Raw genomic sequence first — 26,770 nt, 5'->3', positions numbered from 1 at the left:
TTTTTATAAAGTAATTTACGGTGATTTTAACTTGACTTTACGAACGCACGTTCGTTACTATGTTGCATTATGATGAACAAGAGCGTTTTTATGGGTACTCAATTTTTCTTACGCATTGGTCGATCTATCCAAACTCCTGCCATCCCAACTCTTATTAGCTCCGTGCGCACGCTTCACGCTACACTATTTATCAGTTTAGCTTCTGCGGGCATGATGTTTAGCAGTGCATCGCAGGCAGAATCAAATACAATTTCCAACGTCGCTGGTGATGAGATTATTATTTTCTCAGACGACACGTTTAAACCAGCCATGCGAGATTTGGGCACAAAACCCGAAACCGGCAAAGAGTTGCAAAGCCAAAAACCTTCACGCGGTGGCCGTCTGGCAGATAGTTTTGAACTAAACATCAAAGACAATAAAACCAGTCTTAGTGGCGATACCAGCACAGCAACAACAGACACAACATCACCGCAACACGATGACCTGTGGCAACGCATTAAAAATGGCTATGCCATGCCAGACTCAACATCTGCGCTCACCACTAAACATGAGGAGTGGTACAGCTCACGCCCAGACTACGTACAACGCATGGTAGAGCGTAGCCAACGCTACTTATTCCATATCGTTGAAGAAGTGGAAAAGCGTGGTATGCCTACCGAAATTGCACTATTGCCAATGATTGAGAGTGCATACAACCCTAAAGCTTATTCAAAAAGCAGTGCTTCAGGCATATGGCAGTTTATTCCATCTACAGGCAAGCATTTCGGTTTAAAGCAAAACTGGTGGGTGGATAACAGACGCAACATCACCATGGCGACCGACGCAGCGCTTACTTATCTGCAAAAACTACACGCCATGTTTGGCGCTTGGGACTTAGCACTCGCTGCCTATAATGCAGGTGAAGGCACTGTTGGGCGAGCCATCGAACGCAACCGTAAACTCGGCCTGCCTACAGATTACGAAAGCCTGAACCTATCAGATGAAACCAAAAACTATGTGCCTAAGCTACAGGCCGTAAAGAACTTGATGACAGACCCAAGTAATTACGGGCTTAAGATACCAACAATTGCTAACACCCCCTACTTTGCCAAAGTAAGCGCGCCAGCCCGCATCGACACGCATTTAGTCGCCAAGCTTGCAGAAATTAACCATGAAGAGTTTCTTGCGCTCAACCCGAGCTATGACCGCCCACTGATTAATAGCGACCGTGAAAACCTGGAACTATTACTGCCAATTATGGCAGCACAGACTTTTAGAACCAACCTGGCCAACTACGAAAAGCCTTTAGTTAACTGGCAAACTTATCAGGCAAAACGCGGCGAAAGCATGGATAAAATCGCCAACAAGTTTGGTATGAATCTAGCTCAGCTCAGGGATGTCAATGATTTATCCGCACAAGCTAAAATGAAAAAAAGCACCACCATATTGGTGCCTAAATCTGACGCTAATGACGATGCACCACTGACTGTAATTGAAGACCAAGAAGTAGAAAAAGAAGCACCACAAAAACAAACCATCACTCACAAGGTGAAAAAAGGTGAAGTGATGCAATCGATTGCTAAATACTACGGCGTGAGCGTTAAACAAATATTGGCAGCTAATGCATTACGCAACGGTAAACTAAAAACCGGACAAGTATTGAACATTGATGTTACTGACGCCAAAGATAATGCCAGCGCTAATAAGTCTGCAAGCAAAAGTAAAATCATAGACAAGAAACAAACTTACATCGTTAAACGTGGTGACACATTACACAGCATTGCTGATAAATTTGATGTGGCAGTGGCAGACCTTAAACGTTGGAACAAAAAGTCATCTAGCCACATCACCCCTGGCGCCAAGCTGATCATCCAATAACAGCATAACGTTTAATAGATAAATACTGCCAATGCCGCCATCATTCAGTCTAAACACCACAACCAGCATATTACTCACCTTATTGATTACAGGGTGTGGTGCACCGACGGACCAACAAAATCAGATTGATTACAACGTCAACGCACTTAAAGTCTCTGGCGGCACATTAATCAACGCAATGACAGGTGAGCCTAGCGGTCTCATTTCTATGATTGCAGGAGAGTCAGCATCTTCAGCAATTAGCAGCAACATCTTCAATAGCCTGCTTAAATACGACAAGAACCTTGAGCTAGAAGGTGACCTGACTGAAAGCTGGCAGATATCTACTGACCAGAAAACAATCACCTTCAAGCTGAAGCACAACCTAAAATGGGCAGACAACCAGCCACTCACCAGCGCAGATGTACTTTTTACTTGGCAAGCCGTGACCGATGAAAAAAATGCCAGCCCCTACGCTTCTGATTTTTTACTGGTAAAAAAGGCAGAAACGCCAGACCCGCAGACATTTCGCGTCACTTATGCGCAAGCTTATGCACCAGCCCTAGATAGCTGGGCCGGCTTGCAAATACTGCCAAAACACTTGCTTGAAGGCAAAGACCTGCACACCACGGCATTCGCACGCAAGCCAGTAGGTAGCAACTATTACAAACTAGACAACTGGAAGCATGGCGAGCATCTGATGCTTTCCAGAAATGCCAACTCGGTACTTGGGTCGGCGCAAATCGATAGTCTAGTAACACGGATTATTCCTGATAACTCGGCACAGTTTTTAGAGTTAATGGCAGACAACATTGACCTGATGGGTCTCGACCCGATTAAATACTCGCGCATCATCCCTGCCCGCCCTGAGTTGCTCAAAAAACTCGCGCTATATAAAGAACTCGGCAATAGTTACACCTATATGGGCTTTAACCTCAAACACAAACCGTTTGATGACGTGCGTGTAAGACGTGCTATCAATTACGCTATCGACAAGCAGGAAATCATAGATGGCGTTTACCTTGGTCTAGGCATTAATATTGCCTCGCCATACAAACCGGGTACGCGTTGGAGCAACCCTGCCCTACAGCCTTATCCTTACGACCCAGCCAAAGCGCGCGCCTTGCTGAAAGAGGCTGGCTTTACTGACAGCAATGGCGATGGCATATTAGAACGTGATGGCAAACCATTTAGCTTTGAAATTATCACCAACCAAAACAAAGAGCGTGAAAAATCAGCAGTGCTGATCCAGCGCAGGCTAAAAGAAGTTGGCATTGATGTCAGAATCCGCGCTATAGAATGGGCAAGCTTTATCAGTCGCTTTATTAAAACTGGTGATTTTGATGTGGTCGTATTGGGCTGGGGGCTAGGTTTAGATCCTGACCAATACAATATTTGGCACTCCAGCCAGCAAGCACCCGGCCAATTCAACTTTATTGGCTACAACAACCCTAAAATTGACGCACTGTTGGAACAAGGACGGCTAGAACTCAATCCAGACAAACGCATGGTCATTTATCACAAGTTTGCGGAAATACTGCTTGAAGACAGCCCTATCATCTATCTTTCTGCGGGCTATGGCTTAACCGCAATACACAAACGCGTCAAAGGCATTGATAATCCGGCACCACCTGCTGGCATCGGCCATAACTCGCAAGATTGGTATATTCCACAAGCCTTAAGAAGAAATGAAATTAGCACTCAATAACTATTATGATTAAATATCTAGTCAAACGTGTGTTGTGGCTGATACCGATGCTCATAGGTATCAGCCTTATCTCATTTTTTATCATGCATCTGGCGCCTGGTGACATTACCAACAACGAAGCCGCCTTTAATCCTAAGGCAAGCGAAGAGTCCAGGCAAAGACTACGTGAGATGTATCATTTAGATAAACCAGTCATCGTGCAATATGGTTTATGGCTAAAGCGTATGGCCACCTTGGATTTCGGCAACTCGTTTGCATCACACCAAAAACCTGTTTTTTGGCAAACTGTAGATGCTGAGGGCAACGTGACAGAAGGCATGATTCAACAGGCCTTACCTATTACGTTAATGATTAATGTAATCGGCTTAGTCATCACCCTAGCTCTAGCTATACCATTGGGCATTATTGCTGCACGCAAATACCAAGGTTGGCAAGACCGCTCAATTACTCTATTTAACTTCATCGGCTTCTCTATCCCTAGCTTTTGGCTATCTTTACTGCTGATGTACTGGCTGGGTGTGGTTCACAATTGGTTTCCTATTTCAGGCTTACACAGCCTCAATTACGACTCAATGGATACCTGGCATAAAATTAAAGACTCTTTCAACCACTTATGGCTACCTGTGATTATTCCATCGATTACAGGGCTTGCAGGCATCACCTTATTTGTGAAAAACGGAATGTTGGATGTATTGCAACAGGACTACATCACGACTGCACGCGCTAAAGGCTTAGGTGAACGTAAAGTAGTCTACACACACGCCTTACGCAACGCGTTACTACCACTCATTACCATTGTAGGCTTATCAATCCCTGGCCTCATTGGCGGCTCAGTGATTGCGGAAACTATTTTCGCAATCCCTGGCATGGGCAAGTTGTTTTACGATGCAGTGCTGATGCGTGACTTCCCCGTGGTCATGGGCATACTCACAATAGGCTCAGCATTAACACTTATTGGCAACCTGCTTGCCGATGTTGCATACGCATGGGCAGACCCACGTGTACGCCGCGGCGTAGCAAAGACATAGCACTCATGAACATGCAGACCAGCCTAATTAAAAAAGCCTTATCTAACCCACTTTCTTTAGCGGGATTCATCATTATTATGTTTGTGTTCGTATTATCGATGCTCGCCCCTGTAGTTGCACCCTACGACCCTAATTACATAGATGTAAAAGCCATTCTATTACAGCCGTCTATGCAACACTGGATGGGCACCGATGGATTAGGGCGCGATGTACTGAGCCGCATGCTGTTCGGTGGTCGTATATCGTTACTAGTCGGCCTAGTGGCTGTCGGCATATCCACCGCTATCGGCATACTACTAGGCGCGCTCGCTGGCTTTTATCGCGGCTGGGTAGACACCTTTATCATGCGTATCGTTGACGTCATGCTATCTATCCCTAGCTTTTTCCTGATACTGGCCGTAATTGCGTTTTTAACACCATCTATCATCAACATCATGATCGTGATCGGCCTCACCTCATGGATGGGTGTTACAAGGCTAGTGCGTGCAGAGTTTTTGAGTTTAAGTGAACGCGAGTTCGTAATGGCTTCGCGCACCCTAGGTGCTAAAAATGCCAGACTCATCTTCACCCATTTACTGCCTAATAGCTTAACCCCTATTATCGTCAGTTCAGTCTTAGGGGTAGCTGGTGCCGTACTAATGGAATCAGGCTTAAGCTTTTTAGGTTTAGGCGTACAAGCACCACAAGCGTCATGGGGCAACATTCTTACTGATGGAAAAGAGTACATTCAGTTTGCCTGGTGGTTATCGTTGTTTCCAGGATTAGCGATTTTAATTACCGTGTTAGGTTATAATCTGCTCGGTGAGGGTTTGCGTGATGCACTAGACCCACGAAGTGGAAGCAATCGTTAGTTCCATATATCAATCTAATCTAAGCTATCACGCAGCTATCGAGTTTAGCCGATGCTAAACCACCCCTTCCTCTAATGACAAGTAAATAGGAAATAACTATGGGATTCTTAGCTGGTAAAAAAGTACTCATCGCGGGCTTATTAAGTAACCGCTCAATCGCTTACGGTATTGCTGCCGCCATGAAAAGAGAAGGCGCTGAACTCGCATTCACTTATCAAATTGATAAACATGAAAAGCGTGTTGCAGACTTAGCCGCAGATTTTGATTCGAAAATTGTATTACCATGTGATGTTGCAGAAGACGCACAAATAGACGCACTATTCCCTGCTCTAGCGAAACACTGGGATGGTTTAGATTCATTAGTTCACTCTGTTGCCTTTGTACCTAAGGTCGCACTTGCTGGTGACTACCTTGAGGCAGTTGATCGCGAATACTTCCGCATTGCGCACGACATCAGCTCATACAGCTTCTCAGCGCTAGCCAAAGCAGCTTACCCGATGATGGAAGGCCGTAAAGGCAGCCTATTAACACTGAGCTACCTAGGTGCAGAACGCACAATGCCAAACTACAACGTAATGGGCTTAGCTAAAGCCAGTTTAGAAGCGAATGTACGCTATTTAGCACAAAGCTTAGGCCCACGTGGCATCCGCGTTAATGCGGTGTCTGCAGGCCCGATTAAAACGCTTGCAGCGTCAGGTATTGCAGACTTTGACAAAATGATTGGCTTTAACGAGAAGCACGCTGCATTGCGCAGAAACGTCACCATCGAAGAAGTTGGTAATGCTTCTGCTTTCCTATGTAGTGACTTGGCTTCTGGTATTACAGGCGAAATCACTTATGTAGACGGCGGCATGAATATCACTGCTGCAGGCAGCATTGATTAAGTTAAGCGATTAGCACTCAATAAAAAAGGCACCTAGGTGCCTTTTTTATTGCCTACTGCAAATAGACCGGCCTCATTCCGAGGCCAGTCATATCATTAGTGGTTAGTGTTTTCTAACAACAAACGTTGGTTAACAGTTACTTTTACTTTTTCACGCAGTGATTGTTTATACGCTGACAAGTACTCATCTGATAACACTTGGCTAAGTTCACCTTTTGCCGTTTTTACTGACTCTGCATCAGCAACGCTGTCAGTATCTACTTCAATGATTTTTACAATCAAATAACCAAGCTTGCTATCTGCCAAGCCAGAGTAAGCTGGTAACTTGCTTACATCAGTTTTAAACACTTGCGTCATCGCAAGCTGCGTCAAACCTTGTGCGTTTTTACGATCAACCTTCACTTCAGGGATCCAGTCCAAATTAGCAACTGAACCGCCAGCACGTAAGGTTTTTAATGCTTCTTCACCCTTAGCAATTGCCAACTTTGAAGCTGCTTCCAGTTTAAGCAAATCTTCAATACCTGCTTTTACAGCATCAAATGATTTTGTTGCTGCTGGCTTGTACTCCAGCACACGTGCTGAAACTAAATTGTTAGGTGAAATCTCAACAGCCTCTGTATTACGGTGTTCTTTAATAGCCTCTGGTGAGAAAATCAAACTAACGATTTTATCGTTCTTAAAGAACTTAGTCGCTTCTTCACGTGAAGTCCAACCAGAAAGCTGTAACTGACCACCAAACATTTTAGCAACCGGTGCCAAGCTTTCAGATTGTTCATAAACCGCATTGCTGAAGCTCTCGGCTTTTTCAACAAACTCAGCTTGTGCCTTTTGGAAAATCAAGTCACCTTTAATTTGCGCTTTTAATGACTCAAAATCAGAGCCTTGGCCAGTAATTTCTGTCACTTTAATGATGTGATAGCCAAACTCAGACTCTACTAAGTCACTAACCTCTCCCACCTTCATTTTGAATGCTGCTTCTTCAAATGGTTTCACCATTGCGCCACGGCCAAAGCTGCCTAAATCCCCACCTTTAGTTGCAGAGCCAGGGTCTTGTGAGTTTTTAATTGCTAACTCTTCAAAAGATTTTGGATTCTTTTTGATAGTTGCTAACAAAGCTTGCGCTTTATTTTTAGCCTCTTCTTTTTGCTCAGGCGTTGCATTCACACCAAAACCAATCAAGATATGGCTAGCGCGTCTTTGCTCATCACCTTTAAATTTAGCTGCATTCTCATCGTAATAGCGCTTCACCTCAGCATCATCGACTTTAATACCAGGCACTAAACTACTTGCTGATAATAACAAGAATTCAATTTTCACCTGCTCAGGATCGCGCAGCTTATCTTTATGTTTATCGTAGTAAGCTTTCACCTCTTCCGGAGATACTTTAACTTGGTCTAGATAGTCTTTAGTTTTAAGCTCAGACACTGTCACTAAACGCTTTTGATTTAAAAGCTTTAAGGTCTTGTCAGCACGCGCGGTAGAGATAAAACCAAGCTTAGCAATACCATCCTGTGCTTGCTGCGCTAATAAAGTAGCGCGGATCTCAGCTTCAAATTTTTTCGGGGTATATCTGTTTTGTTGCAGCAGTTCATCATACAACTCTTGTGAGAACTTACCGTCCTTTTGGAAAGATGGCATCGCAGTAATATAAGTTGCCAATTGCGCATCGCTAATTTTATAGTTTGCACGTTGAATTTCTTTTTCTAGCAATTGCTCATTAATCAATTGATCCAACACCATTGCTTTCACTTCTGGGCTGTCTAATTGTGCCTGGTCTGCTTTACCTTCACTTTGCATCCGATTACGTAAATTCTGCATTGCATTTGAGTATGCTTGTACAGAGATTTCGCTACCATCAACTTTTGCAATTGCCGCATTATTACCGGCCTGACTCAAATAAGAGTCAATCCCAAATAAAGCAAAAGGAACTGTAATGAAAGCCAATATAGCTTTCCCTACCCAGCCTTTAGCTACAGAACGGATACCATCTAACATAAAGTTCTCTTCTTAAAAATATGCTGAAAAATCATTAAAAATGTAAAAGCTTACAATCTAAATCAACCACAAGCCAAGGGTCATTAATATATCACAAGTTATAGTTGAAACATGACTAGAGTGAGTGATGACACTAGATTATGGAGACAAGTTCAGACAAGGACAGATGGGAATTAACGCCCAATGAAAGAGAATAGGGAAAATAGAAATAAAAAAGCGAGCCATTAGGCTCGCTTTTTTATTTGGCGGAGTGGACGGGACTCGAACCCGCGACCCCCGGCGTGACAGGCCGGTATTCTAACCAACTGAACTACCACTCCATAACTCAGCATATTATTAAATAACATACTTAAAAATTTGCGCTTCTAGCAAGTGCAGTGATTATCTACTGCAAATTTTTTACAAAATAAAGAGCGCTTAAACTACCAGCACTCTGAATTTATAAAATTAGAAACGGCTTAGTCACATTATCGCTGGTTTTTGGTGGGTGCTAACGGGGTCGAACCGCTGACATTCGCCTTGTAAGGGCGACGCTCTACCAACTGAGCTAAGCACCCTGCATCACCAACGAAAACGCTAGTTTACAGCATCTTTAAGCGCTTTACCAGCCCTAAATTTAGGAGAATTTGCAGCTTGAATTTTAATTGTTTCGCCTGTGCGTGGATTACGGCCGTTACGAGCCTCACGTTTACCTACATAAAACGTACCAAAGCCAATCAATGTTACTAGATCACCTTTTTTAATTGCTTTTGTAATTGCAGCAGTTGTTGCATCTAGCGCACGACCAGCAGCAGCTTTTGAAATACCTGCGGCACTAGCAATCTCGTCAATTAGTTCTGATTTATTCACGTGTAATCCCCTCTCAAGGTTTATTAAATAAAAAACTTCGGCAGACAGTCTGGGTAACAAACCACCCGTATCAACTTTATATCAAGCCAACAAAGGCTATGTCAAGCGTTAATACGGGTTAAAACGCACTTATTTTTTAATGCTTAGTTGTTTCTAGTGCAACGTCTGATTTTTCTTTTGAATTATCAGTAGGTTGTACATCTTTTGCAACATCAGACTCCTCGGAACGCGGCACTGGTTTTGAAGCCAACGCTAGTGCTAATACATCATCAATCCATTGCACTGGGTGTATATCCAGATGATTTTTAATGTTTTCTGGTATATCAGCCAAGTCTTTCACGTTTTGCTGTGGAATCAATACAGTTTTAATTCCGCCACGATGCGCTGCCAACAGTTTCTCTTTTAAGCCACCAATTGGTAACACTTCACCGCGCAAGGTAATTTCACCGGTCATTGCCACATCTGCACGCACAGGAATGCCCGTCAAAATGGAAACTAAGGCAGTAGTAATAGCAATACCTGCACTTGGTCCATCTTTAGGCGTAGCACCTTCTGGGAAGTGGATGTGAATGTCATGCTCTTCGTAGAAGTTACCTTCTATACCCAAGCGTTCAGCCCTACTGCGCACAACGCTCATCGCTGCTTGTGTAGACTCTTTCATCACATCACCGAGCTTACCTGTCGTTGTAGTTTTACCTTTACCTGGCAACAACACAGCTTCAATGGTCAACAACTCGCCACCTACCGATGTCCAAGCAAGCCCTGTTACCTGACCCACTTGGTTTTCTTTAGCAGCAACACCAAAGTCATAACGCTGAACACCTAAATACTTATCTAGGTTTTTCGGTGTCACATTAATCTTTTTAGGTGCTTTTACGCCCTGCTTAGCTTTAGTTGTAAGCAACTCCTTAACCACTTTACGGCAAACTTTAGCCACTTCTTGCTCTAATCTTCGTACACCAGCCTCACGTGTATAAAAGCGTACGATATCGCGGATCGCTGGCTCTGAAATATGCACCTCCAGCTCGTTCAAACCATGAGATTTAAGCTGTTTAGGCAGTAAATAGCGCATAGCGATATTCACTTTTTCATCTTCGGTATAGCCTGAAAGATTAATAATTTCCATACGATCCAACAAAGGCGCAGGAATATTCATTGAGTTGGCTGTCGCCACAAACATAACATCTGACAAATCGTACTCAACTTCAATGTAGTGATCAGCAAAGGTGTGGTTTTGCTCAGGATCAAGCACTTCAAGCAATGCTGAAGAAGGATCACCACGGAAGTCTTGACCTAACTTATCCACCTCATCCAGCAGGAACAATGGATTTTTCACGCCAACTTTAGACATGCTTTGCAGAATTTTACCCGGCATAGAACCAATATAAGTGCGTCTATGACCACGAATTTCAGACTCATCACGCACACCACCCAAGGCCATACGGATAAATTTTCTATTCACAGCTTTGGCAATACTTTGTCCTAATGACGTTTTACCAACGCCAGGCGGCCCTACCAAGCATAAGATTGGTGCTTTAATTTTATCTACACGTTGCTGCACCGCGAGATACTCAACAATACGCTCTTTTACTTTCTCTAGACCAAAATGATCATCATCCAATATCGCTTCAGCCTTGACTAAATCTTTACTGATTTTGGTTTTTTTCTTCCAAGGTAGGTTGATTAAAGTATCAATGTAGTTACGTACAACAGAAGCCTCTGCTGACATTGGTGACATCAGTTTTAATTTCTTAAGTTCACTAGACACTTTGGCTAATGCTTCTTTTGGCATGCGTGCTTCATCAATGCGCTTTTCAAGCTCATCCATTTCAGCGTTTTCATCTTGCTCGCCCAATTCTTTTTGAATCGCTTTTACTTGCTCATTCAAATAGTATTCACGCTGTGTTTTCTCCATCTGGCGTTTTACACGGCCGCGGATGCGTTTCTCTACCTGCAGAATGTCAATTTCACCTTCCATTAGGCGCAACAAGTGCTCCAAACGCTCGGCAACATCAATCATTTCTAGGATTTTTTGTTTCTCTTCCAGCTTCAAAGTCAGATGCGCAGCAATAGTATCAGCTAGGCGGCTAGCTTCATCAATGCTAGCGAGGGAAGTTAAAATCTCAGGTGGAATCTTTTTATTCAACTTAACATACTGATCAAACTGCGCAAACACAGTGCGCATCAAAGCTTGGATTTCCACATCGCTGACAGACTCAGCAATTAACTCTGCACGAGCGGCAAAGCACTCATCAGTTTCGGTAAATTCGCTGACGCGCGCACGCTGTACGCCTTCAACCAATACTTTTACAGTGCCATCAGGCAACTTAAGCATTTGCAACACGGTAGCTACCGTGCCAACTTCATGCAAATCGCTGGCTTCAGGGTCGTCTTTATTCGCTGACTTCTGCGCAACCAATAGAATTTGCTTATTGCCTTCTGACGCAATCTCAAGGGCTTTGACAGACTTAGTGCGCCCAACAAAAAGAGGGATAACCAAATGCGGATATACAACGACATCACGCAAAGGTAATAGCGGTAATAAGCCACTATCTGGATTGTATGAAGGTAATGATTGTGCCATGTGTAGACTTCCAAAATTAAGCTAAGAGTTAAGCCCAAGAGAGCTTATATATTGATTGATGGGGATAACTATTAACAGTTCAAGTATTTATTAGTATTTAACACCAAATTTAGCAAGTAATTGTAAAAAGTTTAAAGAAATTTATTGCTAGGCATCTAAATATAGCGAAACACAACGACTAAAGGGCTAGGCTGACGTCAGTACAAAGTGGATGCAACGCGGCATATGCGTTTAGTAAAAAAGCATGCACATAGAAAGTAACAAATGCACGGCACAAAAACTAAAAAGCCAGCAATTTTAAGTTGCTGGCTTTTTGTTTAAGCTGATGCCTCGTCGGCTGGCTTATCCGCATAAATTAATAGCGGTGGCGTATCGCCTCGAATCACACCTTCATCAATCACAACTTTATCCAAGTTTTTTAATGATGGTAATTCGTACATCACCTCTAATAACGAATGCTCCATGATAGAACGCAAACCACGTGCACCGGTTTTACGCTCTAAAGCTTTTTTCGCAATCAGTAGCAGTGCTGATTCTCTGAACTCTAAATCTACACCTTCCATTTTAAACAATTTAATATATTGTTTAGTTAGTGCATTTTTTGGTTCGGTAAGAATCGTCATCAAAGCGGCTTCATCCAGCGACTCTAATGTAGCAACAACAGGCAAACGACCAATAAACTCAGGGATCAAACCAAACTTAATCAAGTCTTCTGGCTCAACGTCGCGCAACACCTCACCTACTGCACGTACGTCTTCTTTGCTCTTCACTTCAGCGCCAAAACCAATACCGCCTTTTTCAGAGCGTAAGCGAATCACCTTTTCCAAGCCATCAAACGCGCCACCGCAAATAAACAAGATGTTTGTTGTGTCTAACTGCACAAACTCTTGATTAGGATGCTTACGGCCACCTTGCGGCGGGATTGAAGCAACGGTGCCTTCAATCAGTTTCAGCAATGCCTGCTGTACGCCCTCACCTGACACATCGCGTGTGATAGATGGGTTGTCTGATTTACGTGAGATTTTATCCACTTCATCGATATACACGATGCCGCGCTGTGCTTTTTCAGTGTCGTAGTCGCACTTTTGCAACAGTTTCTGCATGATGTTTTCAACATCCTCACCTACATAACCGGCTTCAGTTAATGTAGTCGCATCCGCCATTACAAATGGCACGTCGAGCAATCTTGCCAATGTTTGTGCTAATAAAGTTTTACCTGAACCAGTAGGTCCGATTAGCAGAATATTGCTTTTTGCAATTTCCACTTCATCTTTTTGGCCGCCATTAGATAAATTGTTATGACCAAGACGCTTGTAATGGTTGTAAACAGCAACAGCTAGGTTTTTCTTCGCCTGTGTTTGACCGATTACGTACTGGTCTAATATTTTACAAATTTCTTGTGGCGTAGGCAGGCTAGTGTCAGTGGATTTTAATCCATCTGAGTTTTGAATTTCTTCTTTAATGATGTCATTGCACAAGTCCACGCATTCATTACAAATGAATACAGATGGGCCTGCTATCAGTTTTTTTACTTCATGTTGGCTTTTGCCACAAAATGAGCAATAAAGTAATTTATCGTCGTCGGCTTTAGTCGCCATTTAGTATTTCCTAAAGTAGTATTACGCGCCGATTAACAAGCGCCTAACTCACTGAGTTGTCTCAATGAGTTTAGACGCCGATAATCCAATTAATAGTTTAAACAGCTTCGTTACGACTACCGATGACTTTATCGATTAATCCATAAGCCACAGATTGCTCTGCACTCATAAAGTTATCGCGCTCAGTATCGCGGTCGATTTCTTCAGCTGTTCTACCTGTATGATGGGCTAAGATATCATTCAGTTTCGCACGTAAGTAAAGAATTTCTTTCGCGTGAATCTCGATATCTGATGATTGCCCTTGGAATCCACCAGATGGCTGATGAATCATAATGCGAGAGTTTGGCAAACTATAACGTTTATCTTTCGCACCAGCCGCTAATAAAAACGCACCCATACTTGCCGCTTGGCCAATACATAAAGTGCTCACGTCAGGTTTGATGAACTGCATTGTGTCGTAGATAGACATACCAGCTGTTACTGAGCCGCCTGGTGAGTTAATGTAGAGCGAGATATCTTTATCTGGGTTTTCGGCCTCTAGGAACAATAGCTGCGCAACAACTAAGTTTGCAGACATATCATTCACTGGGCCAACCAAGAAAATCACGCGCTCTTTTAACAAGCGCGAGTAGATATCAAATGAACGCTCACCGCGACCACTTTGCTCAATCACCATTGGGATATATCCCAACCCAGTGGTGATCAATTCAGATTGAGCTTGAGGTTGCAGGTGCTTATTCATTTACGCGTTTCCCATTAGATCATCAAATTTAACTTTTTTATCAGTCACTTTAGCTTGAGACAACACCCAGCTCACTGCGTTCTCTTCAGTTGCTAATGCAGCAGGTTCGTCTAAACGTTTGTGGTCAGCATAGTACCAAGTTACCACGTCAGCTGGACGCTCAAAGCTTTGTGAAAATACATCAACCATTGCACGCACTTGGTCTGCATTTGCATGCAAGCCATTAGTGTTAATCAACTCACCTAACAGCAGGCGTAACTTAGTGCTGCGCTTTGCTTGATCCTCAAACATTGCTGGCTCTAACTGGATATTAGCCAAGTCTGCACCACGTTGTTTTAGATTTTGCTGAGTAGTTTGCATCATGCGATTAATTTCAGTTTCCAGCAAGATACGTGGAATATCAAAATCAGCAGACTCCACTAATGCTTGGAATACTTGTTCTTTCAATTTTGCACTTACGCGTTTAGCAACTTCTTGCTTCAAGCTTTCAGCAACTTCTGCTTTCATTTTTTCAACATCGCCATCTTCAACGCCTAAGCTTTTTGCAAAGTCCGCATCAATTTCTGGCAGTACTGGTTGAGACACTGAAACAAAAGTTACTTCATAACCAACTGTTTTACCTGCCAATTGTGCAGGGTTGTGATCTTCTGGGTAAGTAATGTCAAATTTCTTAGTTGCGCCAGTTTTACCGCCGACCAACTCATCATCAAATGCAGACATACGGCCAGCTTCGCCAAGCACCAAATCAATACCATTGTCGCCTGTAGATTCTACCTCTTCACCGTCCATGAAGGCTTTTAACGTTACATTAACGCGATCACCTTTTTTAGCTGCACGTTTTACTGGCTCAAATTTCACACGTTGCTTAACTAGTACGTCCAATGTCTTTTTCACATCAGTTTCGCCAACTTCAAGCACTGGACGCTCAATTTTAACTTTTGACAAATCGCCCAACACAACTTCTGGGAACACTTCAAAAGTTGCTGTGTATTCTAGCGTTTCTGATGCTGCATCAAATGGTTTGTGTTGAATGTTAGGGAAGCCAGCAACACGCAATTTCGCTTCATCTACCGCTTCACCAAAGCTTTTTTCTACCGCTGCAGAGTAAACCTCATCACGCACTTGATTGCCGTAATGTTGGTTAACCAAGCCCATAGGAGCTTTGCCTGGTCTAAATCCAGAGAATTTTGCAGTACGTGCAACTTGATTTAATCTTTGTTTAATTTGCGCCTCTAGCGGTTGCAAAGGAACGCTAATAGTAATTCTACGTTCAAGGTTGCTGAGGGTTTCAACATTCAGAGCCATGCTGTCATTCCTAAATTCTTAACTGCACATCACAAATAAGCGTCTGTTATGAAGCGCTATCTACAATCATGCTATTTATAAAGTAAGTGGGGACGAAAAAGTCATCGCTTGCTATCCCGCCATATGGCATCAAGATATCAAACTATCCTTTAACGCCTACAACCTATTTGTCGCTTAATGTTTTAATAGACCCAGGTAGTTACCTGAAAAATTCAAAACCTTACTAAACAATTAAGGTTGAAAGACTGTGGATGTTACACAAGAAAACCCATGAAGTCTAGATGAAATAAGCAAGATAAAAACATATATAAATATAGGAGTTAAGCCTACTTATAAAAATTAATGCCCGCCGTGAATCCCTTTTTGCAAAACAGCAGTTTAAGCTCTGATTTTGAGCCCAAACCACGGCATTTTAGCTGCAACATCGAGCAAACATCTCTTACCTAAGCACTATTTAAAAAGTGGCAACTCATACCTTTACATAACCTTACATAAGTTTACATCTATTTCAATAAGATACGATTTGTCGATAGTTTGGCTGTCAACAACCATAAACCTAGCGCTGGTCAGATATAGCCAAGTTATTTTTGAACTGAGCTTCAACGTAACGTGCTTTAAAAAAACAACTATCGACATTGTCACCTGCTATTCATTAAACAAGTATGCGACTCATAACGCACAAGATTAAGCACTGCGTACTGCTTGATGAATACAAGCAGTGTTTTTAAAGTTTCATTCATTTAGGAGCGATTATTATGACGAGCATTAATAGTGTTTCATCTACAAGCAACATATACCAAACCTCGCAAGTTAGTTCAGGCACTACAGCGTCTAGATTTAAACCAGAAGATGAATCGCGCCAAGGCAAAGATGGTGGCGGATTACTTGGTGCAATTGACAGTGCGCTCAAAGCAGCAGGCATTAGCGGCGGCCTTTCATCTATATTAAAAGATGCCGACAGCACTAGCCCTTCAGCCAGCGACGCAGAATCAAGCTCAGATACAACACCAACCACTGACGCAAGCTCTGCCCTAAGTGAGTTTATGACCAACCTTATGGCAGCGCTGCAATCACAAAATGGCACAGGCGTGGATTCATCTGCAGAAGCCAGTGATATGCCACCCCCACCGCCTCCAACAATGGGTATGGGCAAAGGCGATATAGAAAGCAAACTGCAAAGCCTTCTGGCGCAATTAAGCAACACGAGCAGCAGCACATCTGCAGATAACACCAATACAGATAGTGATGTATTAAGCACTAGCTTTAGTGAGCTAATGAGCGCATTGGGTAAACAATCTTCTACCAGTAGCGACTTGGAAGCGTTCTTACAGGCCTTATCAAGTAAATTAACAGGACAAGGCCCATCCGGCAACGTGATTAACACAACGGCTTAAACCTGCATTACAGATTGCTATGTGATGTATTTTTAAATAAATACTGCATCCATGATGCTTGCTGGATTACTACCAACCATCAAACATTTGGATGCAGTTAACAATAAATATAGCCAAGAATGCACGCAACTTATAACAAGCGCTCTAGTTTTTTGGCTTGATCTGAGCCATGGTGAAATCTGCTTCTGCTAAAACCATCAGCATGATGCGGTTTCATTTCCGCCAATTGCTTACGTTGCTCCTGGCTCAGAATCAAAAATATCTGATTATCCGTAGCGGCACGGTTAAACATTGCTTCTTTATCAATCGCAGCCAACTTTTCGGTAATCTGATTGGCTTTATCGCTATCAAATGCAGCAGAGTTTGACAAAGCTTTAAGCTCACTCATTAACTGCTCTCGCTGCTTCTCTGATTGCCTGATTTGCGGCACTTGCGGATAGATTAACTCGAATACTTTATCTTGCTGACTATCCGACAGATTCAGTGCCGCTAGATGTGGCGGCAAGCCTTTTTTGGTGAATGCATCATGCGAGAATTTTCCGGCACCGTATGATTTTTCAGCATGCTCGCAGCGATCTCGCTTTGCAGGCTCCGCCTGCGTCACGAATGGAACCGTCATTGCAGCTAACGCTAATACTAAAATTGGGGTGGTGATTTTCATTTACAGTCTCCTGATGGATAAATTAAGTATCATGGTTGGAAAATAACCAATCAAATGACAATTACATTTTGCCTTGGCCGCTTGTAAATGCAGGTTAAGCAATAGTAAAGTTAGGTAAATGTCCGGCGATGCTATTGTCGCGAGCTTAGTGTCATCGTTATGATGTTGCTTCCTTATAATCAATTCCCTATGTCACCATGCACAAAATATTACTGATTGATGATGACGTTGAACTCACTGGCATGCTTAAAGAGTTTTTATGCACAGAGGGTTTTGACGTGACAACGGCTAACGATGGCGTTACTGGCGCACAACTAGCCCTTAGCAATCAATTTGACCTAGCGGTGCTGGATGTAATGATGCCAAAAATGAACGGCATTGAAACGCTAGGCCTTATCCGTAAAACCAGTCATATTCCCGTCATTATGCTCACCGCCAGGGGCGATGAATCTGATCGATTTTTTGGGCTTGAGTTAGGTGCAGATGATTATGTACCTAAGCCATGCACACCGCGCGAACTTACTGCGCGCATTCGTGCAATCTTAAGACGAACCAAACCAGCGCAGGACAATTTGCATGTTGACAGCCAGCTCACCGTCGGCGACTTGACCATATGGCCAGAACAGCGCCGTGTTGAGCTAGATGGAAACGAAATCAACCTGACCAGCACCGAATTTAACCTGCTGGAAGTGCTGGCTAAAAATGCCGGACACGTTGTGAGTAAAAAGGAATTAGCCAAACTCGCCATGGGTAAGCCTTTAGCAAGGTTCGATCGCAGCATCGATGTGCATATGAGCAGTATCAGACAAAAAATTGGCACACTACAAGACGGCAGAGACTGTATTCAAACCGTCTACCGCATGGGTTACCAATTGATTAAAACATTGCCGATTAAATCATCATGAACCGGCTGTTTTGGAAGTTCTTTATGTTTCTCCTTGTGGCTCAACTCACTGCGGTTACAGGGGTCAGCATTGCAATCTGGCTGCAACATCGCCATGAGGCTTTGCAAAGCACTGGGGTGGAGATATCACCGCCCGCTCGCTCATTGGTCGAAGCAGCCTCGTCCACACTACAATTTGGTGGTGTAGATGCGCTCAAACACCTGCTAATTAGCTGGCAAAAACGCCCAATGCCACCACTATTGGCAATCGATAACAATGGCAAAGAACTACTAGAACGCAGCTACAACAAAACGAGCTTTGATACAGCACTAGCATTAGCGCGCGACGATCAGTACCAGCGGCATGTGAAACAAATAAATTTAAGTAACGGACAATCATTTCTGCTTTTTGTACCCGACAATGGACGCAACCCCGCTTCTAGCGTTGGACCTACACCATCAGAGCGCAGCCACAACCAGCTACACGCTACCGGCAACCCACGCATAACGCCGCCTGAAAACATAGAACAATACAGAGGCGTATCACGCAAACCACATGCACGCTTCCCCACCATGCCACTGTTGGGTGGTGTAGTTGTCAGCTTTTTATTTGCAGCGTTGTTAGCTTGGTATTTTTCGAAGCCGATTAACATTTTACGCAGTGCATTTGAGCAGGCATCTCATGGCAAATTAGATGTACGTGTCGCCAATGCAATGGGTGGGCGACGGGATGAACTCTCGGATTTAGGCCATGATTTTGACGCAATGGCATCGCGTCTGGAGAGCTTGCTGCAAAGCCAAACCAAATTACTACATCATGTATCACACGAGCTACGCTCACCGCTTGCCAGAATACAAATGGCACTGGGACTGGTTAAACAAACACCCCATAAGATTGCCGAGTTTATTGATCGCATCACACTAGAAGCCAATCGCATGGATGGTTTAATTGGAGAGTTATTAACGCTATCCAAATTAGAGTCCGGCGCAGTACAGATTAAAAAGGAAACGTTGGCGCTAAATCAGCTCATGCATAGCATTGTGGAGGACGCTCAGTTTGAAGCTGCATCCAAAGATATAAAACTGCGTATGAAGCTAGATCATGAGCAAAACCTGCAAGGGCAAGCTGACCTGTTATACAGAGCAATTGAAAACGTAGTGCGTAACGCCATTAAGTACGGGCCCGATCATAGCGCTATTAACATCAATTGTTATAAAGACAGTGCAGACGATTGCCTGCACATTGTCGTTACAGATGAAGGTGCTGGTGTTGATGCACTAGAGTTGGAAGATATATTCAAACCATTTGTCAGAGGAGTCTCTGGCAGCCAAACCGTGGGGCATGGCGTTGGATTGGCAATTACAAAGCAAGTAATTGAGGCACATGGCGGGCGCGTTAGCGCACACAACCTTAACCCCATAGGCTTTTGTGTTGATATAACACTACCCTACTAGCTACAAATAGGATTGCCACCAACTGCGCATAGCAGCCAGACGATTAGATTCAAGCCTGGAAATAAGAAAAACCCCATTATTCAATGACAAAAGTCACAAATAAATGGGGGTTTAACTTTTACTGCTAAATTCTGGTGCGAAAGGAGAGACTCGAACTCTCACGCCTCACGGCGCTGGAACCTAAATCCAGTGCGTCTACCAATTCCGCCACTCTCGCAAGGTAGTGTATGATCAACGTTTAAGTGCCGTCGTTCAAACAAGGACGCCATTGTATATCAAGTTATCCCATTCCGAAAAGGGTTAATATAAAAAATATGCTATTTTATTTTCGGATTGCCATTTTAAGTCACTTTGAATCTTGAATAACTAACAGTGCGGTCAATGATTGTGAGAAAATACACTTAGTACTATACTCAATTTATAAATAGAAGTTATTCAATTATGCCAAACACAATCAATCAAAACGAAATCAACATGCTGCGCACTGAGCTTGAGCTCTTAATGCGCGAGCGACAAGCTTTATTAAAGATTGCTGGCGTTGCTGCTGGGCTAATTGCTGAAATGGATAGTCATAACCTACCTATTTCTACTGTTGAAGCAGCTGATATTCTTGCAACATCCATCAATCAATTAAATGAAGAAACGCTACAGGATGCATTGGATGCAGTACATGCAGAAATTGTAAGTTAGTTTTAAAAGCACGACTAACGCAATCAGCGCATGCATTTAATCTCTAGCAAAGTTAGATTTCAGCTTATGCATACTAGACTTTGGCTGGTATGCCTGCCACTGGCACTATCTGCATGCGGCTTTCTGGAGTACATTGCCAAACCAATTGACCAGCAAGCACTTATACATAAGATTGAAAGTAAGAGTCCCGACAGTGCCGAGTTCAAGCAATATTTGGCCGATAATAATTACACTCCCAGCACTTTTCCAATTACGCAATGGAATTTAGATGAACTTATCTATTGTGCATTGTTTTTTCACCCTAACTTAGACCTTGCACGCGCACAGTGGCATGCGGCAGAAACCGCACAAGCAACTGCAGGTGCTAGGCCATTGCCCACGTTAAGTGGTAATTATGGCAAAAGCGATAACGCCAATGATGATATCAGCCCCTACACTTATGGCTTAAGTATCGATATACCAGTTGTTACAGCAAATAAGCGTAGCATCCGTATTGAGAACGCACAGCATTTATCTGAATCTGCCAAACTAGAAGTGGCGCAAACCGCTTGGAATTTACGCGCACAAGTAGCCACAACCTATTACGAACTTCAATTTAACCAAGCGCAATTACGTGCTTTAGCGCAAGAGCTGGCCTACCGACAAAATATTGTTGCCATGTATCAAAAGCGACAAGACCTAGGGCTAGCCTCAAAAGTTGAATTAAGCCACGCTAAACTGCTACTGCAAAGCACCAATACTGATTTAAATACCCAGCAACAAAATAAAGTGGTGCTCACTGCAAAGCTAGCGAGTAATTTAGGTTTACCGTTAAGTTTGGTACAACAAATGACGTTTTCAGATGCACCCAGCGCCGAAAATATCATTGCGAACGCAAACCCAAGCTTGGTCACCAATGCACAATCAACTGCGCTATTAAACCGCTTAGATTTACGCATTGCGCTTGAGCGCTATGCACTTGCAGAAGGCAAACTCAAACTTGAAATCGCAAAGCAATACCCAGACATTACCGTGAGCCCTTCCTATACTTATGAATTTGGCAGTCAAGTATGGTCATTAGGTTTATCTAGTTTAATGAGCATACTGAATAAAAATAAATACGCCATCGCTGAAGCGAATCAATTACGTGAGGTTGAAGCAGCACAGTTTGAGTCTTTACAGAGCCGCGTGATTAGCGAAACGCATGCGGCACGAGCTAAATTGACACAAACCCAGCAAGCGCTGACGGACTACAAACGGCTGTACACACTACAACAAGACAATACCAATCGCATGCAACGCTTATTTGCTGGCGGTGAAATTGACCGATTGGAACTGACCATGGCAAAACTTGAAGACTTAATGTCTCAAAAAAGTTTAGCTCTCGCCAACTTCCAGCTATACACATCCATTAACAATCTGGAAAACACATTACAGCACCCTTTGAATGAACGCGTTATTCAACCTAATGCTTTTAATGCTGTACACAAGGATTAATGAGCTTTGCAGTGTAAAAATTAGCCGCAAGATGGAGATAAACTGAATGAATCGTAAACTTGCCATTATTATTGGCTTACAAGCTTTTTTAATTGTCATACTGTTTTGGCTGCTGGTTTTTTACGGCAAAGATGAGTTTGAGGCCATTTCAGAACAAACAGAAGAAGAGATTGAAACGATCAATCGTGTTGCTAATAAAGATGGGCTTACAGTCGTTAACATTAGCCCTGCCGCGCAAAAGCAAAGTGATATTTTCACCGCACCACTCAAAGCTAGCTCACACCAAGCCAGCATCAGCACGTATGGCACCGTAGTGAACATTGACACCCTCATTGAACTACGTAATCGTTATCTGACAATAAAATCAGAAATTGATATTTTAAAAGCCTCGTTTAATCATAATAAAAATGAACTAGAACGTTTCAAAACACTGAATCAGGATAACAAAAACGTTTCAGACAAAGTAGTGGCTAGTGCAGCGGCCAATGCCAAAGCCGATGAAACAAGAATCGCAGCGGCCGAGTCCAATGCTAAAAACATTGCAGACAGTATGCGCCAACTGTGGGGCGATACGCTTGCACAACATGCGACCAATCCAAAAACCAGTGATTTACTGCAAGCGCTAATCTCGAATAAAAAGGTGCTGATTCAAACTACGCTGCCGTTTGATGCAGCTGAACCACAGTTAAACAGCAGCATCACCATTGCACCAACCGCTGCGCCATCACACACCATGCGTGCTGATTACATCTCACCTGCCCCCCTTACCAACAGCACGATACAAGGCAAAACCTATTTCTACCACGCGGTGACTAATGAGTTACGTACTGGCATGCAAGTTAATGCTATTACTGCCACTTCCAGTAAAAAAAGCAGCGGCGTCGTTATCCCGAATAATGCCATCGTTTGGTATGCCGGGAAACCATGGGTTTACCAAAAAACCGGGAATGATGGGTTTAGACGTAAACCTATCCATACCGATATTGAGGTGGAAAACGGCTGGTTCTATCAAGGTGACCTAAAAGCCAATAATGAGGTTGTTGTCAGTGGCGCGCAGCTATTGCTGTCTGAAGAGTTTAAATCACAAATCATGAACGAAAATGATGATTAAACAGCCGCTTTAACCTGCATTTAGATAAAAATAATACAGCGCATCCAGCCATGACGCTGAAAAAAAACAAGGGATTAGCCATGCGAACAATTACTTCAGCTCACCGCTTCCATCATTTAGATTGCATCCAAACGTTAGTTGAGGCTAGCTCACTATGATGCAGGCATTAGTTCGCTTCTCAATCCGCTTTAGTGGCGTCATTATTGGTTTAGCATCGCTGATTATTGTGTATGGCTTATTTAGCCTAACGCGCAGCAATCTTGATGTATTCCCAGAATTTGCACCAACCCAGATTATTATTCAAACCGAGTCGCCAGGCTTATCAGCAGAGTTGGTAGAAAGCTTAGTCACTCAACCCATCGAAATAAGCGCCGCCGGCACGGTTGGCATTAAAAGCATGCGTTCGCAGTCGATTCCAGGCTTGTCAATCGTCACAATTATATTTGATGAAGCAACAGATGTTTACCGTAACCGCCAAGTAATTGCAGAGCGCCTTGCAACGCTAGCTAATAAATTACCACAAGGCATCACGCCTAACATTACACCGCTCACCTCCTCCGCAAGCACCGTTCTAGGTTTCGGCCTGACATCAAAAACGCGCACGCTTACAGAAATCCGCACGGTGGTGGATTGGACCATTGTGCCGCATTTGCTTGCCATTCCCGGGGTAGCCGATGTTAACGTATTTGGCGGCAAGGTCAAACAGCTACAAGTACAGGTTGACCCTGAAAAAATGATCCGTTACGGCATATCACTCTTGCAAGTGGAAGAAGCGGTTAAGAAGGCGACAGGTGTGCGCGGCAGTGGTTATATTGAGAATAAGAACCAGCGCATCGTGATTAACACTGAGGGGCAATCCACCACCCCGGAAAAACTGGCACTGGTCACATTGCTGCATAAAAATGGGCAAACCATCAGGCTGGGAGATATTGGCAATGTAGTGAATGGCGCGGCACCATCGATCAGTGCAGCGGCTATTAATGAAGAAAGCGGCGTTTACCTTTCAGTACAAGGCCAGCTTGGCGCTAATACTCATGGCGTAACGCTGGCGGTAGAGCGCGCGCTAAAGGAGCTTGAACCTAACCTGACCGCTGAACACATCAAACTGCACCAAGGCTTATTCAGGCCCGCCAACTTTATTGAAGTAGCCATCAGCGGTGTGCGTGCAGATATTTTAATTGGCTCGGTGCTGGTGATTACCATTCTGTTCTTATTTTTGTTTAACGTACGTACCGCTTTTATCTCTGCAACAGCTATTCCACTATCACTGCTCACAGCCATTGTGATCATGAGCTACTTTAATATTGGTTTAAATATTATGGTACTAGGCGGCCTTGCCATTGCGCTAGGTGAAGTGGTGGACGATGCGATTATCGACACCGAAAACATTTTTAGGCGGCTGCGTGAAAACCGCTTACTTGAACAGCCATTGCCTACCTATCAAGTGGTATTTAATGCATCAATGGAGGTGCGTACTTCTGTCGTCTACGCAACATTTATTGTGGCATTAGTTTTCCTGCCTCTACTCACTTTAGGCGGCGTTGCCGGAAAACTATTTGCGCCGCTTGGTCTGGCATATATTGCGGCCATTATGGCCTCACTGTTTGTTGCGCTAACGCTGACACCGGCACTGTGTTATCTCATGCTGGGCAACGCTGAACTAGATGAAAAAGACCCACCACTCATTCACATATTCAAAAGTGTCTATGTAAAAATCCTGATGAAAGTGGATGCGCATTACAAAGTAGTAATTGCGACTAGTTTCATTTTAATCGCCATCGGCTTAGGCACTTTACCGTTATTTAAAAGCCAGTTTATACCTGCATTGCATGAAGGTCATTACATTATGCATATGACTGCAGTACCTGGTACCTCTGAGCAAGAATCGCTGCGTATTGGTAAAAAGGTCTCTGAAACCATACGTAAGATTGAAGGTGTGAAATCAGTTACTCAGTGGGTAGGTCGTGCACCTAACGCCGCAGATACCTTTGGTACGCACTATAGCGAGTTTGAAATTGAAATCGGCGCAATCTCGGGCCATGAGCAACGCCGTATTCTGACAGATATTCGGGAAGAGCTTTCTGGCGAAGATATTGACCATGATGGTGACGGCGTCGCCGAAACTGGCTTTGTAGGAGTCAATTTTGCGATTAATACATTTTTAACTGAGCGTATTGAAGAAACCATCTCCGGTTACGCTGCCAGCACAGTGATTAACATTTACGGACAAAATCTGGATGCATTAGATAGCGATGCGAATAGCATTGCCAGAATCTTAAATGATATTAAAGGCGCGGCAGATGTCACCGTGCAGTCGCCCCCTGGCACCCCGCAACTGGTTGTGCGTCTACGGCCAGAAAAAATGGCGCAACTGGGTTTATATCCAACAGACGTGCTAGACAATATTAGAGCTGCTTATGAAGGCGTGCCTGTCACGCAAGTTTACGAAGGTAACCGCGTAATTGGTGTCAGCGTCGTATTGGATTTAGAAGCGAGAGATGACGTACAAGAGGCAGGCAATCTGCCACTATTTAACGCTGAAGGTAAGTTGTTTAGATTACGTGATGTTGCAGATATCGTACAAGAAAACGGTCGTTCCAAAATCCTGCATGCTGGCGCTAAGCGCATTCAGACTGTAACAGCCAATGTCTCTGGCCGCGATATTGACTCGTTCACCAGCGAGCTAAAAACCCGCTTAAACTCAGAGCTAACACTGACACCAGGTACTTACTTAGAGTTTACCGGTGCAGCAGAGGCCAATGCAAAATCCAGGGAGAAACTCATTCTACAATCGGCACTAGCCGGCGTGAGTGTATTTTTAATGCTGTATGTCGCATTTGGGCGCTTACGCAACCTGCTACTTACCTTTGCTAACCTACCCTTTGCCTTAATTGGCGGCGTACTTGCCGTGATGATGACAGGAGGCTGGATTTCATTAGGCTCATTGGTGGGTTTTGTAACGCTGTTCGGTATTACCTTGCGTAACTCGATTATGATGGCATCACATTTTCAGCACTTGGTCGATGAGGAAAATTGCGTATGGGGCCTAGAAACGTGTATCCGCGGCGCATCTGAACGCCTGCCATCCATTTTGATGACTGCGCTAGTAACGGCCTTGGGCTTATTGCCACTAGCAGTTGGTAGCGGCGAGCCGGGCCGTGAGATTGAAGGACCAATGGCCACGATTATCGTCGGTGGCTTGGTCACCTCGACGATACTTAACTTATTGATACTGCCAACGATTATGCTGCACTTTGGTAAGTTTGAGCGTAGCGCCAAGTTCTAATATAACTTCCAATACGACGGTAAATCTAAGCACCGCAATGCGGATTAATACTATTTATCGTCGTATTTGATATATTTGAAACGCACATCATCATTTGGCGTACCCGTTAAGGCGCCACCCTCTTTCGCTGGCTGCCAAGCAATTACAGACTCAATCTTTTTTGCCAACTCAAAATCTTTTTCAGTAATGCCTTTTGCATCATGCGTGCATAATTTCACGATAACAAACGCATAAGAAACAGTTAAGTCAGGGTGATGCCATGCCGCCTCTGCCAAATGCCCGACAGTATTCACTACCATGAGCGTGGCTTTCCAGCCGCTGGTTTTATACTTACGGCGTATCCAGCCATTTTCTAAATACCAGTGCGGAAGTTCCGCCGCTAATCTTGCTTCGACTTCTTGCTCAGAAAATACAGGGGTTGTAGACATAATAAAA

20 protein-coding genes and 3 tRNA genes are annotated in these 26,770 nt (G+C 43.7%); 12 read left to right on the top strand and 11 right to left on the bottom strand.

Translation table 11 applies throughout. The features are described from left to right. Nucleotides 1-90: 90 nt before the first annotated feature. From VGD82_RS11050 to VGD82_RS11030, 5 genes are all read left to right on the top strand, one after another. A complete protein-coding gene (locus VGD82_RS11050; protein WP_331020435.1) occupies nucleotides 91-1,857 on the top strand; it encodes a LysM peptidoglycan-binding domain-containing protein in 1,767 nt (588 codons plus the stop codon). A gap of 31 nt (nucleotides 1,858-1,888) precedes the next feature. Beyond that, on the top strand, nucleotides 1,889-3,544 hold the full coding sequence (locus VGD82_RS11045) for a peptide-binding protein (protein WP_331020434.1): 1,656 nt from the start codon (nucleotides 1,889-1,891) through the stop codon (nucleotides 3,542-3,544). 5 nt (nucleotides 3,545-3,549) lie between these two features. Continuing rightward, a complete protein-coding gene (locus VGD82_RS11040; RefSeq protein ID WP_331020433.1) occupies nucleotides 3,550-4,572 on the top strand; it encodes an ABC transporter permease in 1,023 nt (340 codons plus the stop codon). A gap of 11 nt (nucleotides 4,573-4,583) precedes the next feature. Continuing rightward, the gene (locus VGD82_RS11035) at nucleotides 4,584-5,423 is read left to right on the top strand and encodes an ABC transporter permease (RefSeq protein ID WP_331020484.1); all 840 of its coding nucleotides are present in this window, start codon (nucleotides 4,584-4,586) and stop codon (nucleotides 5,421-5,423) included. Between the two features lie 98 nt (nucleotides 5,424-5,521). After that, the gene (locus VGD82_RS11030; RefSeq protein ID WP_331020432.1) at nucleotides 5,522-6,307 is read left to right on the top strand and encodes an enoyl-ACP reductase FabI; all 786 of its coding nucleotides are present in this window, start codon (nucleotides 5,522-5,524) and stop codon (nucleotides 6,305-6,307) included. A 95-nt stretch (nucleotides 6,308-6,402) separates the two neighbouring features. Here the strand turns inward: VGD82_RS11030 and VGD82_RS11025 are convergent, their stop codons facing one another. The 8 genes from VGD82_RS11025 to tig all read right to left on the bottom strand — a co-directional run bounded on the left by VGD82_RS11025 (nucleotide 6,403) and on the right by tig (nucleotide 15,379). Then, complete coding sequence (locus VGD82_RS11025; RefSeq protein WP_331020431.1) at nucleotides 6,403-8,301, bottom strand: SurA N-terminal domain-containing protein; 1,899 nt, start codon at nucleotides 8,299-8,301, stop codon at nucleotides 6,403-6,405. 243 nt (nucleotides 8,302-8,544) lie between these two features. After that, nucleotides 8,545-8,621, bottom strand: a tRNA-Asp gene (locus VGD82_RS11020). 161 nt (nucleotides 8,622-8,782) lie between these two features. Continuing rightward, nucleotides 8,783-8,858 (bottom strand) — tRNA-Val (locus VGD82_RS11015). A gap of 19 nt (nucleotides 8,859-8,877) precedes the next feature. Then, nucleotides 8,878-9,150: an HU family DNA-binding protein gene (locus tag VGD82_RS11010; RefSeq protein WP_015832259.1), complete on the bottom strand. Its 273-nt coding sequence runs from the start codon at nucleotides 9,148-9,150 to the stop codon at nucleotides 8,878-8,880. 136 nt (nucleotides 9,151-9,286) lie between these two features. Continuing rightward, nucleotides 9,287-11,734, bottom strand: coding sequence for an endopeptidase La (lon, locus tag VGD82_RS11005; RefSeq protein ID WP_331020430.1), 2,448 nt, complete (start codon nucleotides 11,732-11,734; stop codon nucleotides 9,287-9,289). Between the two features lie 317 nt (nucleotides 11,735-12,051). Next, nucleotides 12,052-13,332, bottom strand: a complete 1,281-nt coding sequence (gene clpX / locus VGD82_RS11000; protein ID WP_331020429.1) for an ATP-dependent Clp protease ATP-binding subunit ClpX — start codon at nucleotides 13,330-13,332, stop codon at nucleotides 12,052-12,054. 97 nt (nucleotides 13,333-13,429) lie between these two features. Continuing rightward, entirely contained in the window at nucleotides 13,430-14,074 is a 645-nt protein-coding gene (gene clpP, locus VGD82_RS10995; RefSeq protein ID WP_015832262.1) for an ATP-dependent Clp endopeptidase proteolytic subunit ClpP, read from the bottom strand. Continuing rightward, the gene (tig, locus tag VGD82_RS10990) at nucleotides 14,075-15,379 is read right to left on the bottom strand and encodes a trigger factor (RefSeq protein ID WP_331020428.1); all 1,305 of its coding nucleotides are present in this window, start codon (nucleotides 15,377-15,379) and stop codon (nucleotides 14,075-14,077) included. A 755-nt stretch (nucleotides 15,380-16,134) separates the two neighbouring features. Here tig and VGD82_RS10985 point away from each other — a divergent pair. Continuing rightward, nucleotides 16,135-16,773: a hypothetical protein gene (locus VGD82_RS10985; protein WP_331020427.1), complete on the top strand. Its 639-nt coding sequence runs from the start codon at nucleotides 16,135-16,137 to the stop codon at nucleotides 16,771-16,773. A gap of 130 nt (nucleotides 16,774-16,903) precedes the next feature. Here the strand turns inward: VGD82_RS10985 and VGD82_RS10980 are convergent, their stop codons facing one another. Further along, the gene (locus VGD82_RS10980; RefSeq protein WP_331020426.1) at nucleotides 16,904-17,434 is read right to left on the bottom strand and encodes a Spy/CpxP family protein refolding chaperone; all 531 of its coding nucleotides are present in this window, start codon (nucleotides 17,432-17,434) and stop codon (nucleotides 16,904-16,906) included. A gap of 197 nt (nucleotides 17,435-17,631) precedes the next feature. On the opposite strand from VGD82_RS10980, the gene VGD82_RS10975 reads away from it, so the two are divergent. Continuing rightward, nucleotides 17,632-18,339 carry a response regulator transcription factor gene (locus tag VGD82_RS10975; protein ID WP_331020425.1) on the top strand — a complete coding sequence of 236 codons (708 nt, stop codon included), beginning with the start codon at nucleotides 17,632-17,634 and terminating at the stop codon, nucleotides 18,337-18,339. A 23-nt stretch (nucleotides 18,340-18,362) separates the two neighbouring features. Then, nucleotides 18,363-19,772, top strand: coding sequence for a HAMP domain-containing sensor histidine kinase (locus tag VGD82_RS10970; protein ID WP_331020424.1), 1,410 nt, complete (start codon nucleotides 18,363-18,365; stop codon nucleotides 19,770-19,772). A 132-nt stretch (nucleotides 19,773-19,904) separates the two neighbouring features. Here VGD82_RS10970 and VGD82_RS10965 read toward each other — a convergent pair. Next, nucleotides 19,905-19,989, bottom strand: a tRNA-Leu gene (locus VGD82_RS10965). A 224-nt stretch (nucleotides 19,990-20,213) separates the two neighbouring features. Between VGD82_RS10965 and VGD82_RS10960 the strand changes: the two genes are divergently transcribed. The 4 genes from VGD82_RS10960 to VGD82_RS10945 all read left to right on the top strand — a co-directional run bounded on the left by VGD82_RS10960 (nucleotide 20,214) and on the right by VGD82_RS10945 (nucleotide 26,335). After that, complete coding sequence (locus VGD82_RS10960) at nucleotides 20,214-20,462, top strand: hypothetical protein (RefSeq protein WP_135276447.1); 249 nt, start codon at nucleotides 20,214-20,216, stop codon at nucleotides 20,460-20,462. Nucleotides 20,463-20,528: 66 nt separating this feature from the next. Further along, nucleotides 20,529-21,938 carry a TolC family protein gene (locus VGD82_RS10955; protein WP_331020423.1) on the top strand — a complete coding sequence of 470 codons (1,410 nt, stop codon included), beginning with the start codon at nucleotides 20,529-20,531 and terminating at the stop codon, nucleotides 21,936-21,938. A gap of 46 nt (nucleotides 21,939-21,984) precedes the next feature. Continuing rightward, nucleotides 21,985-23,049 carry a hypothetical protein gene (locus VGD82_RS10950; protein WP_331020422.1) on the top strand — a complete coding sequence of 355 codons (1,065 nt, stop codon included), beginning with the start codon at nucleotides 21,985-21,987 and terminating at the stop codon, nucleotides 23,047-23,049. Between the two features lie 154 nt (nucleotides 23,050-23,203). After that, nucleotides 23,204-26,335, top strand: coding sequence for an efflux RND transporter permease subunit (locus tag VGD82_RS10945; RefSeq protein WP_331020421.1), 3,132 nt, complete (start codon nucleotides 23,204-23,206; stop codon nucleotides 26,333-26,335). Between the two features lie 50 nt (nucleotides 26,336-26,385). Here VGD82_RS10945 and VGD82_RS10940 read toward each other — a convergent pair whose 3' ends face one another. Further along, nucleotides 26,386-26,763, bottom strand: a complete 378-nt coding sequence (locus VGD82_RS10940) for a 4a-hydroxytetrahydrobiopterin dehydratase (protein ID WP_331020420.1) — start codon at nucleotides 26,761-26,763, stop codon at nucleotides 26,386-26,388. Between the last annotated feature and the right edge of the window lie 7 nt (nucleotides 26,764-26,770).

Source organism: Methylotenera sp., assembly GCF_036401095.1.
Classification (GTDB): Bacteria; Pseudomonadota; Gammaproteobacteria; order Burkholderiales; family Methylophilaceae; genus Methylotenera.
The sequence above is the reverse complement of the archived record's forward strand: the minus strand, read 5'-3'. Positions and strand labels throughout refer to the sequence as shown.